The organism is Streptomyces sp. NPDC059080, assembly GCF_042739975.1.
Lineage (GTDB): Bacteria > Actinomycetota > Actinomycetes > Streptomycetales > Streptomycetaceae > Streptomyces > Streptomyces benahoarensis.
Genome location: NZ_JBHYGX010000006.1, coordinates 250,398 through 269,459, shown reverse-complemented (window position 1 = coordinate 269,459; position 19,062 = coordinate 250,398). Strand labels below are relative to the sequence as shown.

Here is a 19,062-nt window from a genome sequence, read left to right as displayed (position 1 = left end):
CCGCGTGGCCGCCTGCGGCTCCGGCGGCGGCCACGCGTCAACGGGCAGCGGCTGGGCCCCGGGCGAGGCGACCAGCTGCGGCCCGGCGGAGGCCGAAGCGCCAAGCTGCGGACCGGCGGAGCCAGAAGCGCCAAGCTGCGGACCGGCGGGGGCCGGCTGCGGCCCGGCGGAGGCCGAAGCAGCAGGCTGCGGACCGGCGGAAGCCGCACCGGCGGGCTGCGGCGCGACCGCACCGGCGGCGGGAAGGGCCGGCTCCGGCAGGGGCCCGCTCCCCTCGGCGGCCACCGGCTGGGGCTGTGGACCCGGTCCGGGGTGGGGCTGGGGGTCGGGGGTGTGCCCCGTCCGGCTCCACCACTTCAGCTTCGGCCCGGTGGCCGTACCGTCGTCCATGCTCTCCCCACCATTCGCCCGCACCTGCGCGGGCCACCGCCGCCTCGCGGACCGTGCGCACGTCGACGGCACGCACCGCCCCGCAGCGATTCAACCAGTTCCCTGTGACAGAGCGCAGGCGGCGGTCAGCGCGGAGCAGCAACAGGCGGGTGGGGGGCGGGGGTGGAGGATGCCGCGGAGCCGACGAGCGGGCGGAGAGGCCCGGCGGCGGGGGTGTACAGCCCCGGGGCGCGGGCGGTACCGACGGTGAGGGGTGCGGGGTGCCGGTCGCCGTCCTGACCGGGCGGGGCTATCAACGGGCCGAAGCGGCCACCGGACGGTATCCGTACCGGGGGCGAGGCGGTCGGCGCGGAGGGGCCGTAGAGGCCCGTCGCGCCGGGCACCGCGGACACGACCGGACCGGCGAAGCCCCCGGAGGTCAGCAGCCCGGCGTCGCGGAGCGGATCGCTCCCGGCGACCGGGGTGGCGCTGAGCGGGACGACGGCGGTGCCGGTGCCGTCCTGGCGGCCAGGCGGGTAGATCGCGGCCTCCAGCGGCAGCGTGCCGCCCAGGGCGAGGGCGGCCAGCGAGACGGCCCCGGCCGCGGCGAACGCGAAGCGGCGGCGCGGCGCCGTCGGACGCTCGCTCTCATGGATACGGAAGCCCCGCTGCCGGGGCGCTCGGGCGTCGCTCGCATGCGCGCCGGAGGAGGGCGGATAGGCGAAGCCGCCGCCGTCCCGGTCGAATTCGGCGCGTCCGAAGGCGCCCAGTCCGCCGCCGGGGCCGTCCGGATCTCCCCCGGGCAGCCCCTGCAACCGCGCCAACAATCCCTCGGAGGGGCCGGGTGGCGCGGCCTGCGCGAAGACGCTCTTGAGCCGACGCTGGGCGTCGGCCTCCGCCTTGCACCGTCCGCAGGTCGCCAGGTGCGCGAGCACCCGCTCCCGCGCGTCATGTCCCAACTCGCCGTCGACCAGGGCTGCGAGGCGGTCACCGAGATGCTGCTCGGCGGGGGAAGCACCGCCAATGGGGCTCACGCGATTCCGACCTCCCCGGTGGACACCGCGGCCAGCGACCGCTGCTCGCGCTCCTCGGCCCGCACCTGCGGGGAGCGGTGCTTGAGCGCCTTGCGCAGATGCGAGCGGCCACGGTGGATCCGGCTGCGGACCGTGCCGAGCTTCACGCCGAGCGTCGCGGCGATCTCCTCGTACGACAGGCCCTCGATGTCGCACAGGACGACGGCGGCGCGGAATTCCGGCGCCAGGGTGTCCAGCGCCTGCTGTACGTCCGCGTCGAAGTGGGTGTCGTTGAAGTGCTGCTGCGGCGACGGCTCCCGGCTGGGCAGCCGCTCGGCGGCGTCGTCGCCCAGCGCGTCGAAGCGGATGCGCTGGCGGCGGCGGACCATGTCCAGGAAGAGGTTGGTCGTGATGCGGTGCAGCCAGCCCTCGAACGTCCCCGGTGTGTACGTCGACAGCGAACGGAAGACGCGGACGAAGACTTCCTGGGTGAGGTCCTCGGCGTCGTGCTGATTGCCGGTGAGGCGGTAGGCGAGGCGGTAGACCCGGGCGCTGTGGGTGCTGACGATCTCCTCCCAGCTGGGGGGAGTCCACGCCTGCGCATCCGCGTCTGAGGCGAAGGTCGCGGTAGGAGCGGAGTGGTGGGTGCGGAGACGGTCAGCGGTGTTGGTCACGGATTTCGGCTCGGCGAGCGGTCGTCGCAGGCGTCTGCGCCCTCGGCGGTCACTCGTCGCAGCCGCACCTCCCCTGGTGGCTCTGGTGGTGTCCAGTAGAGCCCCTACCATATCCACCTCGCCCGTTAGCTCCGGATAAGCAGTTTTGACCTGCATTTGGTCCTGCTTCTGTGCTTGCTTCACGTCTCCGTCGGTCTTCACCCGGGCATCCCCCCTGTTCCCCGTTAACGCCCGGTCCCATCTGCGGGTTCCCGCATGCAGCGGATACAGTCACCGTTGCGTCAACTACGGGGACAGGAGAGGGCCATTACCGGCAACCGGCAGACGGGCCTGGCATTCGCCGAGGCGTACGGCGCCGGGACCATCGACGACGCGACCGACATCGCCCTGCGCTGGTCCCGCAGCTGCGCCCGCGACGCCGGGATCCGTACGGTGTCGACCGCCACCGGAGCCGCCCTGCGCATGCTCGCCGCCGCCGCCGGGGCCAAGGCCATCGCCGAGATCGGCACCGGCACGGGCGTGTCGGGCATCTACCTCCTGCACGGCATGCGGCCGGACGGCGTGCTCACCACCGTCGATCTCGAACCGCAGCGGCAGACCTTCGCCAAGCAGGCGTTCCGCGAGGCGGGCTTCGCCGGGAACCGCGCGCGGTTCATCCCCGGCCGGGCGCTGGACGTCCTGCCGCGGCTCGCCGACGGCGGCTACGACCTGGTGTTCTGCGACGGCGATCTGGGCGAGTGCACCGACTATCTCGCCGAGGCGCTGCGGCTGCTGCGCCCCGGCGGCCTGGTCTGCTTCGCGGGGGTCTTCGCCGACGGCCGCACCGTCGATTCCGGCGCGCAGCCGGACGAGGTGCTGCGCCTGCGCGAGTTGCTGCGCGCCGTCCGGGACAGCTCCACGCTCGTACCGTCGCTGCTGCCGGTCGGCGACGGTCTGCTGTGTGCGGTCAAACGCGGCTGACGCCGTCCGCCGGGGCCGCACGGCCACCGGCCCCGGAGCGCACCACCGCGACGGCGAGCCGCCCGTCACGACGAACGGCCCCGGCGGGAGCGCACGAGGCGCGCCTGCCGGGGCCGTGATCATCGGCTGGGGGTACCAGGGGTCAGCGCCCCGGGGAACCGCAGCAGTTCGGGCCGCCCTCTCAGACGGTGACCTTCTCCAGGGCCTCACCCAGGGCCTTGGCTTCGTCGGGTGTCAGCTCGACGACGAGTCGCCCGCCGCCTTCGAGCGGAACGCGCATGACGATGCCCCGCCCCTCCTTGGTCACCTCGAGCGGGCCGTCACCCGTCCGCGGCTTCATGGCCGCCATGCTCGTTCCCCTTCCTGAAACCAGCTCAACCTCAGCCGACAGCCGACAGCCGCATCTCCGCATGCGTCACCGGCATCGAACACATTGCTTCCAGGCCATTATCCCGCATCGAACGACCCGATGACCAACATCGGACAGCTTCCCTTCGGCAACGCGCTCCCCCAAACCCCCTCAATTCGGTGAGTGGCCTGCGATACTGCGCCACCCTGCACACCCCGGACCACCCTCATTCTTTGACGTACGTCACATGCCGGGGCCGGATGATCTCCGGCATCCTGAGCGCTGACCGCCCCAGACGGGCGGCGCCACCCGCGACGGAGGGATCCTCACTCATGGCCGACACCGTGCTCTACGACGTGACCGACGGACTCGCCACGATCACCCTCAACCGCCCCGACGCCATGAATGCCCTGAACATCGACGCGAAGGTGACGCTCCGGGACCGACTGCGGGACGCGGCGGCCGATCCCGCCGTCCGCGCCGTCCTGCTGACCGCCACCGGCCGCGCGTTCTGCGTCGGCCAGGACCTCAAGGAGCACATCGGGCTGCTCGCCGCGGACCGGGAGAGCGGCGACGGCGCCACCATGAGCACCGTGCGGGAGCACTACAACCCCATCGTCACGGCGCTCGCCGGGATGCCCAAGCCGGTGGTGGCGGGCGTCAACGGCGTCGCGGCGGGCGCCGGGTTCGGCTTCGCCCTCGCCGCCGACCACCGCGTCGTCGCCGACTCGGCGTCCTTCAACACCTCGTTCGCCGGGGTCGCGCTCACCGCCGACTCCGGGGTGTCCTGGACGCTGCCGCGCGTCGTCGGACCGGGCCGCGCCGCCGACCTGCTGCTCTTCCCGCGCAGCATCGACGCGCAGGAGGCGTACGCGCTGGGCATCGCGAGCGAGGTCGTGCCCGCCGCGGAGCTGGCCGACCGGGCGACGGCCGTCGCCCGGCGCCTCGCCGCGGGCCCGACCCTCGCGTACGCCGCGCTCAAGGAGTCACTGGCCTTCGGCGCCGGGCACACCCTGGCCGACACCCTCGCCAAGGAGGAGGAGCTCCAGGCGCGGGCCGGTGCCTCCGAGGATCACCGCATCGCCGTCGAGGCGTTCGTGAAGAAGGAGAAGCCGGTCTACCTCGGGCGCTGACCCGGGCGCACCGCCGGGACCGGAACGGCGGGGCGGCCCGGTGCTCAGCCCGCGGCCGCCGCCCGCTCCGTCGCCTCCCGGGCGTGACATCCGGCGAGATGGTCGTTGACCAGGCCGCACGCCTGCATCAGCGCGTACGCGGTGGTCGGGCCGACGAAGCGGAAGCCGCGTTTCTTGAGGTCCTTGGCGAGCGCGGTGGACTCCGGGGTCACCGGCCGGACGTCGGCGAAGGTGCACGGCACCGGGCGGCCCGCCCGCTCGGGCGCGTACGACCAGATCAGGGCGTCCAGCTCGCCGGGGGCCAGCGCGGCGGCGAGCCGGGCGTTGCCGAGCGTTGCGGCGATCTTGGCGCGATTGCGGATGATGCCGGGGTCGGCGAGGAGTCGCTCGGCGTCCGCATCGGTGAACCGCGCGACCTCGGCGATGCGGAACCCGGCGAACGCGGCGCGGAACGCCTCCCGGCGGCGCAGGATCGTGATCCAGGACAGGCCCGACTGGAACGCCTCCAGGCACATCCGCTCGAAGAGCGCGTCGTCGCCGTGGACCGGGCGCCCCCACTCCGTGTCGTGGTACGCGCGGTAATCGGCCATCTTCTCGGACTCCATGCCCCAGGGGCAGCGCGGAACGCCGTCCGGGGCGCTCACCACACCCGTCATGACCGGCCCTCCGACTCCGGCGCCGCGGTGGACCCGCCACTCGTCTCCGGCTCCTCGCCGGCCTGCTGGACCCGCTCCGTCGTCCGCATCGTCTCCCCGCTTCCGTCGTTCCCCTCCGCAGGGCCGGGGCCCTGTCCCTCGGGCGGTGCCGCCGCCCCGGTCGGTGCGTCGTCCGCTGACCCGTCGTCCCGGATCAGGCCCGGGCCGCCCATGGATGCGGCGTGAACGCCCGCCAGCGCGGCCTCCAGCTCCGCGATCCGGGCGTCCCGCTCGGCCAGCTCGGCGCCGATGCGGTCGAGGGCGTCGTCGACGTCGTTCATGCGGTAGCCGCGGACGGTGACCGCGAAGCGTACGGCGTCGATGTCGGCGCGGGTCAGCGGGCGTTCCTGGGGCAGCGGGTCGTAGAGCTGCTCCGGCTCGGTGTCGCGCAGCCCGCCACCCTCGCCGCCCACGACGACGAGGGTGACCGCGGCGACCACCACGACCATGGCGATCAGCAGAAACCAGAACACGACCAACTCCCCGGAAGATGCACCTGCCCTGATCGTGCCATGCGGGTGTGACAGTTAACGGCCGCGGGCGAGGCCGTAAGGTCACTGGCGGACCACTGAGAAGGAGTGAGAATGCTGCGGCTGGGGAAACGCGAGTTCGACGCGCACGAACCGGTGATCATGGCCATCGTGAACCGGACCCCGGACTCCTTCTACGACCAGGGGGCGACGTTCCAGGACGAGGCGGCGCTCACCCGCGTCGAGCAGGCCGTCGCCGAGGGGGCCGCGATCATCGACATCGGCGGTGTCAAGGCCGGTCCCGGTGAGGAGGTCACCGCCGAGGAGGAAGCGCGGCGCACCGTCGGCTTCGTCGCGGAGGTCCGGCGGCGCCACCCGTCCGTGGTCATCAGCGTCGACACCTGGCGGCACGACGTCGGCGAGGCGGTCTGCGCGGCGGGCGCCGATGTCCTCAACGACGCCTGGGGCGGCGTCGATCCGAAGCTCGCGGAGGTCGCCGCCCGGCACGGCGCGGGCCTGGTCTGCACCCACGCCGGGGGCGCCGAACCGCGTACCCGTCCGCACCGGGTGGCATACGACGACGTGATGGCCGACATCCTGCGCGTCACGCTGGGGCTCGCGGAGCGCGCCGTGGAGCTGGGCGTCCGGCGCGACGGGATCATGATCGATCCGGGGCACGACTTCGGGAAGAACACCCGGCACAGCCTGGAGGCGACCCGGCGGCTCGGCGAGATGACCGACACGGGCTGGCCGGTGCTGGTCTCGCTCTCCAACAAGGACTTCGTCGGCGAGACCCTGGACAAGCCGGTCAAGGAGCGTGTCCTCGGCACCCTCGCGACCACCGCCGTCTCGGCCTGGCTGGGTGCGCAGGTCTACCGCGTCCACGAGGTCGCCGAGACCCGGCAGGTGCTGGACATGGTCGCGTCCATCGCCGGTCACCGGGCACCGGCGGTCGCCCGGCGCGGGCTGGCCTGACCGGCCCGGAGAGGGGGCGGGGGGGGCGCCGCGCGGCCCCCCGCGCGGGGGCGGGCGCGCCCCCCCCCGGGCGCCCCCCCCGCGCCCCCCCCGGCGGGGGGGGGGGCGCCCCCCCGCGGGAAGACACGCCCTACCGCACCCCCGGCCCGACCTCCTTCGTCACCAGGGCGACCGCCTCCTCCACGTCGTCACTGAGGTGGAAGAGCTCCAGGTCACGCGGGGCCGCCTTGCCCTCGGCGATCAGCGTCTCGCGCAGCCAGTCGACCAGGCCGCTCCAGTAGGCGGTGCCGAAGAGGACGATCGGGAAGCGGGTCACCTTCCGGGTCTGGACGAGGGTCAGCGCCTCGAAAAGCTCGTCCAGGGTGCCCAGCCCGCCGGGCAGCACGACGAAGCCGCGGGCGTACTTCACGAAGCAGGTCTTCCGGACGAAGAAGTACCGGAAATCGACCCCGAGGTTCACGTACGCGTTCATGCCCTGCTCGAAGGGCAGCTCGATGCCGAGGCCCACGGAGGTGCCGCCGGCCTCGTGGGCGCCCCGGTTGGCCGCCTCCATGGCGCCGGGGCCACCGCCCGTGATCACCGAGAAACCGGCCTCCACCAGCGCCCGGCCGAGCTTCACGCCGGTCGCGTACTCGGCGGAGTCGCGGAGCGTGCGGGCGGAGCCGAAGACGCTGACGGCGGGGCCGAGTTCGGCGAGCGCGCCGAAGCCCTCGACGAACTCCGACTGGATGCGCATCACCCGCCACGGATCGGTGTGCACCCACTCGGAGGAGCCTTCGGAGTCCAGCAGCCGCTGGTCCGTGGTGCTGTGCTGCACCTGGTCGTGACGGCGCAGTACGGGACCCAGCCGCTGCTCCTCGGGGGCCGCTGCTCCTTCGGAACTGGCCATGTCGTGCTCCCTCCGCTGACAGATCGTTGCCGCTTCAGCGTAGATCCCGCGGCGGGCGGCGCGGACCGGTGCGTCCGCCGGGGCGGGCGCACCGCCGAGGACCGCGTCAGCTGGTCAGCCAGGCGCGCAGCCGCTCCTCGCAGTGGCCGATGCGCTCGGCGAGGACGCGCTCGTCCCGCTTGTGGGCGAGCAGTGGATTGCCGGGGCCGTAGTTCACGGCGGGGACGCCGAGGGCGCTGAAGCGGGAGACGTCGGTCCAGCCGAACTTGGGGCGCGCGGTGCCGCCGACGGCGTCCATGAACGCCTTGGCGGCCGGGTGGGAGAGGCCCGGCAGTGCGCCCGGGGAGTGGTCATCGACGACGAACTCGTCCACCGGGCAGTCGGCGAAGACCTCCCGGACGTGCGCCAGCGCCTCTTCGGGGGTGCGGTCCGGGGCGTAGCGGAAGTTGACGGTGACGGTGCAGGCGTCCGGGATGACGTTGTTGGCGACGCCGCCCTCGACGCGGACAGCGTTGAGGCCCTCGCGGTACTCCAGTCCGTCGATCATGGCGCGGCGCGGCTGGTACGCGGCGAGCTTCGTCAGGATCGGGGCGGCGGTGTGGAGCGCGTTCGACCCCATCCAGCCGCGGGCGGAGTGGGCGCGCTCACCTTTCGTGCGCAGCAGGACGCGCAGGGTGCCCTGGCAGCCGCCCTCGACCTCGCCGTCGGAGGACTCCAGGAGGACGGCGAAGTCGCCCACGAGCCAGTCCGGGTGGGCGGCGGCGACGTGCCCGAGGCCGTTGAGGTGGGCGGCGACCTCTTCCTGGTCGTAGAAGACGAAGGTGAGGTCGCGGTTGGGCTCGGGGACGGTGGCGGCGACCCGGAGCTGGACGGCGACACCGGACTTCATGTCGCAGGAGCCGCAGCCCCACAGGTAGCCCTCGTCGTCGAGGCGGGAGGGGACGTTGTCGGCGATCGGGACGGTGTCGAGGTGACCGGCGAGCACCACCCGCTCGGCGCGGCCCAGGTGGGTGCGGGCGACGATGTTGTTGCCGTAGCGGTCGACGGTGAGGTGGTCCAGCGCGCGCAGGGCGTGCTCGACGGCGTCGGCGAGGTCCTTCTCGTTGCCGCTCTCGGAGGGGAAGTCGACGAGCCGCGCGGTGAGCTCCGCGGCGTCGAGCGACAGGTCGAGGGCGGGGTGGTCTGTGGAGCGGTCCATACGGTCAACCCTATCCGCCGGGCTTCGCTACGGTGGGCCGCGTGCAAGCCGTCTCGCCTTCCTCCTCTCCCGCCCGTCGGCGGCGTCCGTGGCGTACCGCCGTGGCGGTCGCCGCGCTGCTGGGCGCGGGGGCGTATCTCGCGGTGCAGCAGCTGACCGGCGGGCCCGGGGAGCCGCGGTGCACGGTGGCGGCGGCGGACGGCGGGGCGGCGTACGAGCTGAGTCCGGAGCGGGCGGCGAACGCGGCGACGATCTCGGCGGTGGCGTCCGCGCGGGGGCTGCGGCCTCGGGCGGTGACGATCGCGCTGGCGACGGCGATGCAGGAGTCCGGGCTGCGCAACCTCGGCCACGGCGACAAGGACTCCCTCGGCCTCTTCCAGCAGCGTCCCTCGCAGGACTGGGGCACGTCCCGGCAGATCATGGATCCGGTCTACGCCGCCGGGGAGTTCTACGCGCATCTGGTGCAGGTGCCCGGATACGAGCAGCTGCCGCTGACCGAGGCGGCGCAGCGGGTGCAGCGCAGCGGCTATCCGCTGGCGTACGCGAAGTACGAGACGGACGCGGCGCTGCTGGCGGACGCGCTGACCGGCCGCCGGGGCGCGGCGCTGTCCTGCGTGGTGCCCCGCCCGGCGAAGGGCGCGGATACGGGCGGCGGTACCGGCACGGAGGCGGCGGGCGCCGCGCGGGTGCGGGAGCGGCTGGTGCGGGAGTTCGGCGCCGGGGTGCTGTCCGGGCCGGGCACCGAGGACGCCAAGGGCGGGGGCGGCGGGCGGACGCTGACCGTGCCGGTGGCGCGCTCCGGGGGCGACGGCGGGGCGCGGCGCGGCTGGGAGGTGGCGCTGTGGTCGGTGGCCCACTCCGCCGAACTGGGCGTCGAACAGATCTCTTACGCCGGGCGGACCTGGCGGGCGGCCGACGCCGAACAGGGCTGGCGGCGCAGCGCGGACCCCGGCGGCCCCGGGGCGGCGTCCGCCGTACGGATCACCACCGGGCAGTAGTCCGGCGCTTCCCTCCATCGGGGCACGCCCGCCCCTTCCCGGAACGGTCGGGAGCGTTGGCCCGTCGCGGGCGACCGGACAAGGTCGATTCCCTTACGGGACAAGGGATGCGGCAGCGCCGCGAGAGGCGGGCGGATGCGCATATTGCCCGCCTTTCGCCACGGCGGATTATGTGACGCGTTATCAATTCTTTACCGGACTTCACCGCAACCTTCGGAGGGCTGACGCGGTAGTCAGGGCGTCCGTCCGCCCGGCGGACTCGGCACCTCCGTGCCCATCTGTCAGAAGTACGCGCCCCCTCTCCGTCAAAGGAGCACCATGTCCCTCCCCGTTACGCGCCGGATCGCCCGAGCCGCCCTGCTGGTCGCGGCGAGCGCGGCACCCGTGGTCGCCGCGGCCGGTTCCGCGACCGCCGCGCCCCTGCCGAGCGCGACCGACCTGGGCGGACTGACCACCCTGGACTCGCCGCACACCAGCGAGACTGTCGACCAGGTCGCGCACGAAGGCGTCGGCCTGGTGAACGAGGCCGGTGGCGCGGCGGCGGGGAAGCTCGCCCCGGCGCTGGTGGAGACCGCGGGCCCGCTCGTCCAGAGGGCCGCGCCGACCACGCAGCACGCCGCCGACACCGTCGGGAACGTCCTCAGCAAGACCGGCAAGGACGGCCTGTCGACCGACACGCTGCCCACCAACGCGGTGAAGGGCGTGGCCGGCAGCCTCCCGACGCAGGGGAAGGGCCTGCTCGGCGGCCTCCCCCTCGGCGGCTGACGGCAGGCGCGTCGGCGCCACGCAACACGAAGGGGCCCGGGGAGTTCACGCTCCCCGGGCCCCTTCGCGTGCGGCTACGCGAGGCGGCGGACGGCCGCCTCGACGCGCTCGTCGGTCGCGGTGAAGGCGATCCGGACGAACCGGTCACCGGCCGGGCCGTAGAAGTCACCGGGGGCGACGAGGATGCCGCGCTCGGCGAGGTGGCCGACGGTGTCCCAGCAGGGCTCGTCGCGGGTCGCCCAGAGGTAGAGCGACGCCTCGCTGTGCTCGATGCGGAACCCGGCCGCCTCGAACGCGGTGCGCAGCGCGGTACGGCGGCGGGCGTAGCGCTCCCGCTGCTCGGTGACGTGCGCGGTGTCGCCGAGGGCGGCGACGGTGGCCGCCTGGACGGGCGCGGCGACCATCATGCCGCCGTGCTTGCGGATCTGCAGCAGCTCACCGAGGACGGCGGCGTCGCCGACGAGGAATGCGGCGCGGTAACCGGCGAGGTTGGAGCGCTTGGAGAGCGAGTGCACGGCGACCAGGCCGTCATGCGAACCGCCGCAGACGTCCGGGTGCAGCACGGAGACCGGGTCGGCCTCCCAGCCCAGTTCGAGGTAGCACTCATCGCTGACGACGAGGATGGAGTGCTCCCGGGCCCAGGCGACGATGCGGCGCAGCTCGTCGATGCCGAGGACCCGGCCGGTGGGGTTGGACGGCGAGTTGAGCCAGAGCAGCTTGATCCCGGCCGGGTCCAGGTCGGTCGGGTCGTCGTACGCCACCGGTTCGGCGCGGGCGAGGCGGGCGCCGACCTCGTACGTCGGGTAGGCCAGGCGCGGGTGGGCGACCTTGTCGCCGGGGCCGAGGCCGAGCTGGGTGGGCAGCCAGGCGACCAGCTCCTTGGAGCCGACGACCGGAAGGACGTTCGCATGGCTCAGGCCGCGGGCGCCGAGGCGGTCGGTGGCCCAGGCGGTGAGGGCGTCGCGGAGCGCGGGGGTGCCCCAGACCGTGGGATAGCCGTGACTGTCGGCCGCGTCGGTCAGCGCCGCGCGGATCAGCTCGGGCACGGGGTCGACGGGGGTGCCGACGGAGAGGTCGACGATGCCGTCGGGGTGTGCGGCGGCCGTGGCCTTGTAGGGCTCCAGGCGGTCCCACGGGAAGACCGGGAGGAGGGAGGAGACTGCGCCCACGATGCTCTCTTTCTGGTGCGGGGTGACGTCGTCGGGGACGTCGGCGCGGGGGCCGGGTCCGGCGGCGCGGGTGCGCGCCGGGCCCCGGAATGCGCGAAGGTCCCGCACGGCGGTCGGTGCCGTACGAGACCTTCGGGGCGCCGCGGTGTACCGCTTACTGGTTCTGCGGCGGCAGCGCAGCGATGAAGGGGTGGTCGCGCTCGATCAGGCCGAGCTTGCTGGCACCGCCGGGCGAGCCCAGCTCGTCGAAGAACTCCACATTCGCCTTGTAGTAGTCCTTCCACTCGTCAGGGGTGTCGTCCTCGTAGAAGATCGCCTCGACCGGGCAGACCGGCTCGCAGGCCCCGCAGTCGACGCATTCGTCCGGGTGGATGTACAAGGACCGGGAGCCCTCGTAGATGCAGTCGACGGGGCACTCCTCGATGCATGCCTTGTCCTTGACGTCGACACAAGGCTGCGCGATGACGTAGGTCACGCTGTCGTTCCTCCTCGGTAGGGCCGGCGGACCGATTGGCAGGCCGCCGCAGGGCGCGCGGGAGCGCGGCGTCGTCGATGCCCGCACCTAGTATCTCCGTTCCCGGGCACGAGACGAACAAGAGGGGCGGGAAGAGCGGTGGAATTCATGACCGACGGTCGTGCTGAAGTTCGCATCACCCATGCTGACGTGGGCAAAAGGGTATCTGTCCGGCGCCGTACGGACGACAGTGCAGGTCAGTGGGCGTTCACGGACGCGGTCGGCGTGCTCACATCCTGGACCGACGGTGTGCTCATCATCACACGCAGGAATGGCGAGCAGGTCCGGATCGGGGAAGAACTGCTGGTCGCGGCCAAGGTGGTGCCCGCGGCCCCGGCCCGGCGGCGGGGGCCGGCGGCCGATGTCCGGGAACTGACGGAGGTCGCCGCCCGCGGCTGGCCGGCGGTCGAGACCGCACGTCTCGGTGGATGGACGCTGCGGGCGTCCGGCGGCTTCACCCGGCGGGCCAACTCGGTGCTGCCGCTCGGCGACCCCGGCGTCCCGCTGGACGAGGCGCTGGCGCACACCGTCCGGTGGTACACCGCGCGGTCCCTGCCGCCGGTCGTCGCCGTCACCACCGGCCGCCCGGACGCCACCGAGGAGCTGGCCGCCGGTCTTGAGCGGCGCGGCTGGACGGCGTCCGGCCACACCCGGGTGCGGACCGCCGCGCTGGCGCCGCTGGCCGACACCGGCGCGGACCTGACGCGGGTGCGCCTGGACCGGGCGCCGGACGCGGCGTGGCTGGCGCGCTACCACCGGGCGGCGGGGCCTGCGCCCGAGGCGCGGGCGGTGCTGACCGGCGGTCCGTCGGTGTGGTTCGCGACGGTTGAGGGTGCGGACGGCGGCGCGGAGGCGATCGGGCGCTGTGTGGTGGACGGCCGGTGGGCCGGGTTCGCGGCGGTCGAGGTGGCGCCCGGGGCGCGGCGCCGGGGGCTGGCCCGCCTGGTGATGGCGGCGCTCGCCGCCCGCGCCCTGGACGAGGGGGCGTCGGCCGCGTATCTCCAGGTCGAGGCGGACAACGCGGCGGCGCTCGGGCTGTACGACGGGCTCGGGTTCACCGATCACCACGGCTACCACTACCGGACCGCGCCGACCGCGGTGGCGCCCTGAGCGGGACCGGGCCCGGCGGGCCCGAGGAGGCGGACGGGGCGCGCCGGGCACAGCGCCGGCGGTTCGCCGAGGAGGCGCGCGCCGAGCGGCCCGATCTCGTTCTGCTGTGCCTGCTGATCGCGGCGGAGGGCGATCCGGCGCTAGACGAGGCGGGCAGGGACGCCGTGCAGATCGCACTGGACGAACTGGCCGGTCAGCTGCCGTTCGCCCCGGAGGGCGGCCCGGCGGCGTGGGCCCGTAACGTCGGCGAACTGCTGGGCCGCCGCCTCGGCTTCGGCGGGACGCCCGCCGACTACCGGCGGCTGGAGTCGTCGCTGCTGCACGAGGTGGTACGGCGGCGGCGCGGGCTGCCGATCCTGCTGTCGGTGGTGTGGACGGAGGTCGCCCGGCGGGCCGGGGCGCCGGTGTACGGGGTGGCGCTGCCGGGCCATTTCGTCGTCGGGTTCGGCGATCCGCACGGGGCGCATGTGCTGGCCGATCCGTTCGCCGGGGGCCGGTTGCTGTCCGACGCGGACGCGGCGGAGCTGGTGGCGGGGGCCGGGGCTGCGCTGACGGCGCCGATGCTGCTCCCCGCCGATCCGCTGGAGATCGTGGCGCGCATCCTGAACAACATCCGGGCCTGGGCGCAGGCCCGCCCCGAGCACGGCCCGGTGGGCCTGTGGGCGGTCGAACTGGCCCTGCTGCTCCCCAGCCACCCGGCCCGGCTCCGCCACGACCGCGCCCAACTGCTGGTGAACTGCGGCCGCTTCCTGGAGGGCGCCGCCGAGCTGGAGGAGTACGCCCGGGTGGTCGAGGCGGTGGACCCGGCGACGGCGGAGACGGTGAGGGGGCGGGCGGCGGAGGTCCGGGCGCTGCTCAACTGAGGCCCTGCGGACGGGTGTCGGGGCGGGGCGCTTCGTTGCGGGGGCGGCGGCTCGCCTCGGTACGGGGCCGAGGGGCGGCGCTCGCCTCGGTACGGGACCGGGCGTGGCGGCCCGCCTCGGTGCCGGGCCGCGCCGGTCCGGAGGCAGGCGGCGCCGCGGGAGCCTCGTCCGCCGGGCCGTCCCCGGCCTCGTCCGCCCCGGCCTCCCCCGGCAGTGGCACGACCGCCGCGAGCAAAAAGCCCCGGTCCTCGGCCGGCCCGTCTCCACCTGTCCGCCGGTCAGGGCCAGCCGTTCGCCTATGTCATGCGACAGGCCCCCACGGCCGCTCGTGGGAGCGGTCGCGGGGGCCTGTCGCCGGGGCGGGGGCCGGTCAGCCGGCGTCCGCGCCGATGGTCTGTACCCGGTCGGCGGGCGTGGTGCCCTGGAGCGCCTGCTGCACGGCGCTGGCCACCTCGGCGGGCGTGACCGGCTTCTTGCTGCCGTCGCCCTTGGTGAGCAGGACGCCGTTGAAGGTGTCGCCGTAGAGCGCCTGGAGGGCGGCCCTGTCGTAGTACGGGACGAGGCTGCCGTCGGCGACCGGCCGGAAGGAGAGGAACTTCGGGATGGACTTCTCCGGGCTGAACGACACGGTGTGCGCGGCGTCCGTGCGGACGGTGATCAGGCCGGACATCGCGGGCTCGGCGAACTGCTTGAGCGCCTTGTCGACGGCCTCCTTGGAGACCCGGGGCCGCTGCGTGGAGGCGGCCAGCGTCAGCGTCGGCTGGGTGCCGGTGGTGACGCGCTCGCGGTAGGCGTCGGCGACCTTCGTCTTGGACGCGGCGACGTCGACGGCGTTGTGCGGCTTGCCGTAGTGCGGGACGGCCCGGCCACCGGCGAAGGTGATGCCGCCCTCGCCCGGCTCCGCGCCGCCGGAGCCGCCCGCGACCTGGCGCAGCGCGATCTCCAGCTTCTCGTCGTCGGTGGTCATCGCGGGCTGCGCGGTACGGGCGACGCCGAACAGCGAGCCGATGACGGACACCGGGTTGTAGTCCCGGCCGGAGGCGTTGCGGACGGTGGCCTGCACATCGATGCCGAGGCCCGCCTTGACCGGGTCGAGGCTCTGCTCGGCGCCGGCGACGGTGAGCTTCAACGGCCGGTCGCTGCGGTCCTTGAGCGCGGCCTCCAGCTTCTTGACGGCCTCCTCCTTGGCCTGCCCGCCGATGTCCACACCGAGCGCCGTGGTGTTGTTGGGCACGTCGGCGTGGTCGAGGAGCAGCCCGGCGCCGTAGGCGACCGCGGCGAGGACGACGACTCCGGCGCCCACCAGGACCAGCTTGTTGCGGCCCTTCTTCTTCGGCGGTTTGATCGGCTCCGGGATCTTGGGGAGCGACGCCGGGGCCGCGGCCTCACCGTCCTTGCCGGAAGCTCCCGACGGACCGTCCGTTGCGGGAACCCTCGGGATGCCGCCGACGAGGGTGTCGCCGGAGACGCGGGCGCGGGCGCCCGAGCGGGACCCGGGGCTCTTGGACCCCTTGGGCGACGGCGGCTTCGGGCCGCCGGCGGGGCCGCCCGCCGGGCCCGCGGTGAGACCGCCCGTGATGCCGGACGGGGCACCGGTGCCGGACCCGGCGACCGGCGCGGCGGCGTCGCCGCGCGCCCCCGGGTCGCTGAAGCCGGGCGGCAGGGTGACCGCGCTCCTGCCCCGGGCGGGCCCGGTGGTGGGACCGCTGGGCGCCGCGGCCGCGGAGGTGCCGAACGGGCTGAGGTCACCGGCGGGCGCGTCGAACGGCGAGGCGGCGCCGGGTGCCGGGGCGTCGAACGGCGAGGTCTCGCGGGCCGCGCGGCCACCACCGTCGAACGGCGAAAGGCCGAGCGGGTCACCGCCGGACGGCTCGGCGCCGTCGGCCGGGGTGTCCGAGAAGTACGGCATGCCGGGGCGCGACGGCGCGGCGCCGCCCACGTCCGGCGCACCGGGCACCGGGTGGGAGCCGGTGGTGGACGAGGCGCCGGGCGCCGGGTGCGAGCCCGTCGTGGACGAGGCGCCGGGCGCCCGGTGCGAGCCGGTCGTCGAGGACGCGCTCTGGCCCTTGCGGGGGGCGAACCAGGAGCTGGTGGTCTCGCCGGAGCCGGTCGGGGCGCCGGGCCGGGCCACCGCGCCGCCGGGGCGCTGGGCGGCGGGCGAGCGGAGCGGGAGCCGGGACTGGGTGCCCGCCGGGTCCGCCGCGTCGGGGCCGGGCGCGGTGCCCTCGCCCGACGTGCCGTTCGCTCCGGTCGACCCGTTCGCTGCGCTCATGCCGGACTCCTCCCCCACGGGCTTGCGCACAACGACGGGCGGGATGGGCCGCGAGCCCGGAATGTTGATTTTGATCCGCGTCGTCAGCGTGGTCTCGGTCTTCTGCTCCTCCGGCTGCGCGGCGGCACCGGTCGCCGCCTCGCCTTCTCCCCTGGGGGTGCCGTATGGCGGCGTTCCTGAGGGGTAGACGGCGTTACCCCGGCCCTGGTGGCCGGAGGACGAACTGTCAGATTCACGACTCAAAGCAGGTTCTCCCGGTTGGCTCCGCCGCTCGTCAGAGTTGATCCCGGGCCCAGGGTCCGGCGTCATACTCCCGTCGTCCGCCCGGAGGGCGTGCCAGGCGTCGCGCGGCAGACGGGAGTTTGACAACAGGCCCTAGGACCGGGGAGGCGCCCCGAGGGCGGCGCGGCGGCGCGCACCACCATACTGGCCGCCGCACAGGGGTACCCGAAGAGCACGGGAAGACCACGACGACGGGCGAACCCCCGGCGCGTGGCCGATTCGCCCCGTGCGCTACGGCTTATGCGCGGGTATGGGGCCCGTCATCAGGCGGCCCGGCCGGGCGGTGCGCCCAGCGCCCGCCGCTGCGCCACGGTGGTACAGATCACAGCCACCAGGACCCCGCCCAGCAGGAAGAGGTACGAGCCGAGCCCGGCGCCGAAGAGGAAGTCACCCTCCGGACGGGCGGTGCCCAGCAGCAGGAAGACGGTGACCAGCCAGGCGGCGCCCGGCACCAGCACCCCGGAGACGGTCTCGGTGGCCCGGCCGCCGCCGTACAGCAGACCGGTGAGACCGGCCAGCGACAGCAGCAGTCCGCCGGGGAACCACGCGGCCTGGAGCAGCGCCCCGGCGGGCGCGACCAGCACCCCGCCGACCAGCAGCAGGACGTACAGCGCGATCCGGCCCGGCGTCACCGGCCGGGCCATCGCCGCCGCGGCGCCGCCCCCGCCGCCGCCCGCGGGGCGCGCGCCGGAACCACCCGCCCGTGTCCGGGGAGTGCCGTTCTTCTTCTCCGCGCTCATGCGCCCGCCTCCTGGTGGCCGTCGGTGAGATGCGCGCCCGTGGGGCCGTCGGAGAGGCCCGCGAAGAGGTCGTGCTCGCGGCCGTCCGCCGCCGGGGCGGCCGTGCCCTGGACGAGCCGGTAGTACTCGGTGCCGAAGAGCGGCTGCCCGAGGTCGTTGGAGAGGGCGAAGAACGGGCCGTCGACCGCGATCTGGGTGGCGTGCGCCCGCATCGCGGCGGTCTTCGCCGCGCGGTGCGCCGCCTCGCCCGCGATCTCCGCGGTGACCTCACCGTCCGCCACGACGCCGGGGACGTCGTCGACGGCGGCGATGCCGGGGAAGGGGCGGCCCGCGGCGCGCAGGGCCGCGAAGCCCTTCTCGACCTCCGAGCGGGGGCTGCAGTTCCAGTAGATCTTTTCGATCGCACACGGTGCGCCGAGGTCCGGCCGGAACGCGCCGTCGGCGGCCAGCTCCGCCGCGCGCATCGCGACGCGGTGCGCCTGGATGTGGTCGGGGTGGCCGTAGCCGCCGTCCGGGTCGTAGGTGACCAGGACCTGCGGGCGGACCTCGCGGACGACGGCGACGAGAGGGGCGGCCGCCTCGTCGAGCGGCGCCGCCCAGAAGGCGCCGGGGCGGTCGTTCTGCGGGGCGCCCCTCATCCCGGAGTCGCGGTAGCGTCCCGCACCGCCCAGGAAGCGGTGGTCGGCGACGCCGAGCGCGGCCATCGCGTCGGCCAGCTCCCCGACGCGGTACGGGCCGAGCGCGTCGTCCCGGTCGGGCGCCAGATGCGCCAGCCCGGGCGGGATGACCTCGCCCTCCTCGCCGCGGGTGCAGGTCACGAGCGTGACGTGGGCGCCCTCGGCGGCATACCTGGCCATCGTGACGCCGTTGTTGATGGACTCGTCGTCCGGGTGCGCGTGCACCAGCAGCAGACGGCGGGGCCGGTCGGCGCCGGGGCGCGCGGGCGGGGTGGGGGCGGGCTCCGTCATGGGAACAGCCTACGAGGCCGGGGCCCACGCCCGGCACACGCGCCCGGCGGCCACGGCGCCCGTAACCGGCGGCCACGGCACCGGCCACGTAACCGGTGGCACGGCACCGGCCACGCCCGACCGCGCCCGGGCGCACCTCGTACGCCCGCGCCGCGGCACCCACCCGGGGGCGGACATGCCGCCGCCCGGTCCCCGGGGCGTGGTCCGGGGGCCGGGCGGGCGGCGCGGGCGTGGTGTCGCAGGCCCTACGCGCTGTACGTCAGAATTTGATACCCCCGAGCATCCCGGCGACGTTCGTCGTCAGCTGCTTGATCGTCGGGGCCACGGACGAGCTGGCGAGATAGAAGCCCAGCAGCATGCACACAAACGCATGCCCGCCCTTCAGCCCGGCCTTCTTGACCAGCAAGAAGACGATGATCGCCAGCAGCACCACCGCCGAAATCGAGAGTGCCACGGCGGTTCACCTCCAAGTACGCACGGACCGGACAGATATGAGGGGGCGAAACCGCCGTCGCGGCTCAACTCCCGGGAATGCAAAGGGCTCTTTACCCCGCACTCACTACGCGCAAGGGATCATAACTTTCCGGACGCGCGCACATGTCGGTGCACGGGAGCAGACGAGGGGCGCACGCCGGATTCGCTGGTGCGACGGCTGG

20 protein-coding genes and 1 pseudogene are annotated in these 19,062 nt (G+C 74.4%); 7 read left to right on the top strand and 14 right to left on the bottom strand.

The features are described 5' to 3' along the window. The 3 genes and pseudogenes from ACFWWQ_RS07470 to sigE form a co-directional block, all read right to left on the bottom strand. A pseudogene (locus ACFWWQ_RS07470) lies at positions 1-390 on the bottom strand (hypothetical protein); the annotation flags it as partial. 125 nt (positions 391-515) lie between these two features. Beyond that, positions 516-1,403, bottom strand: coding sequence for a zf-HC2 domain-containing protein (locus ACFWWQ_RS07465; protein WP_384591615.1), 888 nt, complete (start codon positions 1,401-1,403; stop codon positions 516-518). Next, positions 1,400-2,167 (bottom strand): RNA polymerase sigma factor SigE, encoded by a 768-nt coding sequence (sigE, locus tag ACFWWQ_RS07460; protein WP_384591612.1) that lies wholly within the window; start codon positions 2,165-2,167, stop codon positions 1,400-1,402. Before sigE ends, ACFWWQ_RS07465 begins: the two co-directional genes overlap by 4 nt. A 165-nt stretch (positions 2,168-2,332) precedes the next feature. Between sigE and ACFWWQ_RS07455 the strand changes: the two genes are divergently transcribed. Continuing rightward, the gene (locus tag ACFWWQ_RS07455) at positions 2,333-3,016 is read left to right on the top strand and encodes an O-methyltransferase (protein WP_384591659.1); all 684 of its coding nucleotides are present in this window, start codon (positions 2,333-2,335) and stop codon (positions 3,014-3,016) included. Between the two features lie 181 nt (positions 3,017-3,197). Here the strand turns inward: ACFWWQ_RS07455 and ACFWWQ_RS07450 are convergent, their stop codons facing one another. After that, the gene (locus ACFWWQ_RS07450; RefSeq protein WP_003985072.1) at positions 3,198-3,365 is read right to left on the bottom strand and encodes a DUF3117 domain-containing protein; all 168 of its coding nucleotides are present in this window, start codon (positions 3,363-3,365) and stop codon (positions 3,198-3,200) included. Between the two features lie 332 nt (positions 3,366-3,697). Here ACFWWQ_RS07450 and ACFWWQ_RS07445 point away from each other — a divergent pair, with 332 nt between their 5' ends. Beyond that, the gene (locus ACFWWQ_RS07445; protein ID WP_384591609.1) at positions 3,698-4,498 is read left to right on the top strand and encodes an enoyl-CoA hydratase/isomerase family protein; all 801 of its coding nucleotides are present in this window, start codon (positions 3,698-3,700) and stop codon (positions 4,496-4,498) included. Between the two features lie 44 nt (positions 4,499-4,542). Here the strand turns inward: ACFWWQ_RS07445 and ACFWWQ_RS07440 are convergent, their stop codons facing one another. Together ACFWWQ_RS07440 and ACFWWQ_RS07435 are read right to left on the bottom strand one after the other, a co-directional pair. Continuing rightward, positions 4,543-5,154 carry a DNA-3-methyladenine glycosylase I gene (locus ACFWWQ_RS07440; protein ID WP_384591606.1) on the bottom strand — a complete coding sequence of 204 codons (612 nt, stop codon included), beginning with the start codon at positions 5,152-5,154 and terminating at the stop codon, positions 4,543-4,545. Beyond that, a complete protein-coding gene (locus ACFWWQ_RS07435) occupies positions 5,151-5,666 on the bottom strand; it encodes a DivIVA domain-containing protein (protein ID WP_384591603.1) in 516 nt (171 codons plus the stop codon). Before ACFWWQ_RS07435 ends, ACFWWQ_RS07440 begins: the two co-directional genes overlap by 4 nt. 111 nt (positions 5,667-5,777) lie before the next feature. Here ACFWWQ_RS07435 and folP point away from each other — a divergent pair, with 111 nt between their 5' ends. Continuing rightward, entirely contained in the window at positions 5,778-6,638 is an 861-nt protein-coding gene (gene folP / locus ACFWWQ_RS07430) for a dihydropteroate synthase (RefSeq protein ID WP_384591600.1), read from the top strand. A 130-nt stretch (positions 6,639-6,768) separates the two neighbouring features. Here the strand turns inward: folP and ACFWWQ_RS07425 are convergent, their stop codons facing one another. Beyond that, positions 6,769-7,527, bottom strand: a complete 759-nt coding sequence (locus ACFWWQ_RS07425) for a TIGR00730 family Rossman fold protein (protein ID WP_384591597.1) — start codon at positions 7,525-7,527, stop codon at positions 6,769-6,771. Between the two features lie 106 nt (positions 7,528-7,633). Next, a complete protein-coding gene (gene dapE, locus ACFWWQ_RS07420) occupies positions 7,634-8,725 on the bottom strand; it encodes a succinyl-diaminopimelate desuccinylase (RefSeq protein ID WP_384591594.1) in 1,092 nt (363 codons plus the stop codon). 41 nt (positions 8,726-8,766) lie between these two features. Between dapE and ACFWWQ_RS07415 the strand changes: the two genes are divergently transcribed. Both ACFWWQ_RS07415 and ACFWWQ_RS07410 read left to right on the top strand, forming a co-directional pair. Continuing rightward, complete coding sequence (locus tag ACFWWQ_RS07415; RefSeq protein ID WP_384591591.1) at positions 8,767-9,723, top strand: heavy metal transporter; 957 nt, start codon at positions 8,767-8,769, stop codon at positions 9,721-9,723. A gap of 318 nt (positions 9,724-10,041) precedes the next feature. After that, on the top strand, positions 10,042-10,488 hold the full coding sequence (locus tag ACFWWQ_RS07410) for an ATP-binding protein (protein WP_384591588.1): 447 nt from the start codon (positions 10,042-10,044) through the stop codon (positions 10,486-10,488). 74 nt (positions 10,489-10,562) lie between these two features. Here the strand turns inward: ACFWWQ_RS07410 and dapC are convergent, their stop codons facing one another. Beyond that, positions 10,563-11,657, bottom strand: coding sequence for a succinyldiaminopimelate transaminase (dapC, locus tag ACFWWQ_RS07405; RefSeq protein ID WP_384591584.1), 1,095 nt, complete (start codon positions 11,655-11,657; stop codon positions 10,563-10,565). A gap of 154 nt (positions 11,658-11,811) precedes the next feature. Beyond that, positions 11,812-12,132 (bottom strand): ferredoxin, encoded by a 321-nt coding sequence (gene fdxA / locus ACFWWQ_RS07400; protein ID WP_004950253.1) that lies wholly within the window; start codon positions 12,130-12,132, stop codon positions 11,812-11,814. 138 nt (positions 12,133-12,270) lie between these two features. On the opposite strand from fdxA, the gene ACFWWQ_RS07395 reads away from it, so the two are divergent. Next, positions 12,271-13,281, top strand: coding sequence for a GNAT family N-acetyltransferase (locus ACFWWQ_RS07395; RefSeq protein ID WP_384591580.1), 1,011 nt, complete (start codon positions 12,271-12,273; stop codon positions 13,279-13,281). After that, positions 13,278-14,144, top strand: a complete 867-nt coding sequence (locus ACFWWQ_RS07390) for a tetratricopeptide repeat protein (protein WP_384591656.1) — start codon at positions 13,278-13,280, stop codon at positions 14,142-14,144. The genes ACFWWQ_RS07395 and ACFWWQ_RS07390 overlap by 4 nt, the downstream gene beginning before the upstream one ends. A gap of 370 nt (positions 14,145-14,514) precedes the next feature. On the opposite strand, the gene ACFWWQ_RS07385 is transcribed toward ACFWWQ_RS07390, so the two are convergent. The 4 genes from ACFWWQ_RS07385 to ACFWWQ_RS07370 all read right to left on the bottom strand — a co-directional run bounded on the left by ACFWWQ_RS07385 (position 14,515) and on the right by ACFWWQ_RS07370 (position 18,860). Continuing rightward, positions 14,515-16,416 (bottom strand): hypothetical protein, encoded by a 1,902-nt coding sequence (locus ACFWWQ_RS07385; protein WP_384591577.1) that lies wholly within the window; start codon positions 16,414-16,416, stop codon positions 14,515-14,517. A 545-nt stretch (positions 16,417-16,961) separates the two neighbouring features. Beyond that, positions 16,962-17,438, bottom strand: coding sequence for a DUF6113 family protein (locus tag ACFWWQ_RS07380; protein WP_384591574.1), 477 nt, complete (start codon positions 17,436-17,438; stop codon positions 16,962-16,964). After that, complete coding sequence (gene mshB, locus ACFWWQ_RS07375; RefSeq protein ID WP_384591571.1) at positions 17,435-18,406, bottom strand: N-acetyl-1-D-myo-inositol-2-amino-2-deoxy-alpha-D-glucopyranoside deacetylase; 972 nt, start codon at positions 18,404-18,406, stop codon at positions 17,435-17,437. Before mshB ends, ACFWWQ_RS07380 begins: the two co-directional genes overlap by 4 nt. 259 nt (positions 18,407-18,665) lie before the next feature. Then, entirely contained in the window at positions 18,666-18,860 is a 195-nt protein-coding gene (locus tag ACFWWQ_RS07370; protein ID WP_030287173.1) for a hypothetical protein, read from the bottom strand. Positions 18,861-19,062 lie beyond the last annotated feature (202 nt).

Excerpts from the sequence above, each read along its gene's own strand:
- sigE (WP_384591612.1), bottom strand. The coding sequence starts at position 2,167 with ATGGTAGGGGCTCTACTGGACACCACCAGAGCCACCAGGGGAGGTGCG.
- ACFWWQ_RS07450 (WP_003985072.1), bottom strand. The coding sequence starts at position 3,365 with ATGGCGGCCATGAAGCCGCGGACGGGTGACGGCCCGCTCGAGGTGACC.
- ACFWWQ_RS07445 (WP_384591609.1), top strand. The coding sequence starts at position 3,698 with ATGGCCGACACCGTGCTCTACGACGTGACCGACGGACTCGCCACGATC.
- ACFWWQ_RS07440 (WP_384591606.1), bottom strand. The coding sequence starts at position 5,154 with ATGACGGGTGTGGTGAGCGCCCCGGACGGCGTTCCGCGCTGCCCCTGG.
- folP (WP_384591600.1), top strand. The coding sequence starts at position 5,778 with ATGCTGCGGCTGGGGAAACGCGAGTTCGACGCGCACGAACCGGTGATC.
- ACFWWQ_RS07425 (WP_384591597.1), bottom strand. The coding sequence starts at position 7,527 with ATGGCCAGTTCCGAAGGAGCAGCGGCCCCCGAGGAGCAGCGGCTGGGT.
- dapE (WP_384591594.1), bottom strand. The coding sequence starts at position 8,725 with ATGGACCGCTCCACAGACCACCCCGCCCTCGACCTGTCGCTCGACGCC.
- ACFWWQ_RS07410 (WP_384591588.1), top strand. The coding sequence starts at position 10,042 with ATGTCCCTCCCCGTTACGCGCCGGATCGCCCGAGCCGCCCTGCTGGTC.
- ACFWWQ_RS07385 (WP_384591577.1), bottom strand. The coding sequence starts at position 16,416 with ATGAGCGCAGCGAACGGGTCGACCGGAGCGAACGGCACGTCGGGCGAG.
- ACFWWQ_RS07380 (WP_384591574.1), bottom strand. The coding sequence starts at position 17,438 with ATGAGCGCGGAGAAGAAGAACGGCACTCCCCGGACACGGGCGGGTGGT.
- mshB (WP_384591571.1), bottom strand. The coding sequence starts at position 18,406 with ATGACGGAGCCCGCCCCCACCCCGCCCGCGCGCCCCGGCGCCGACCGG.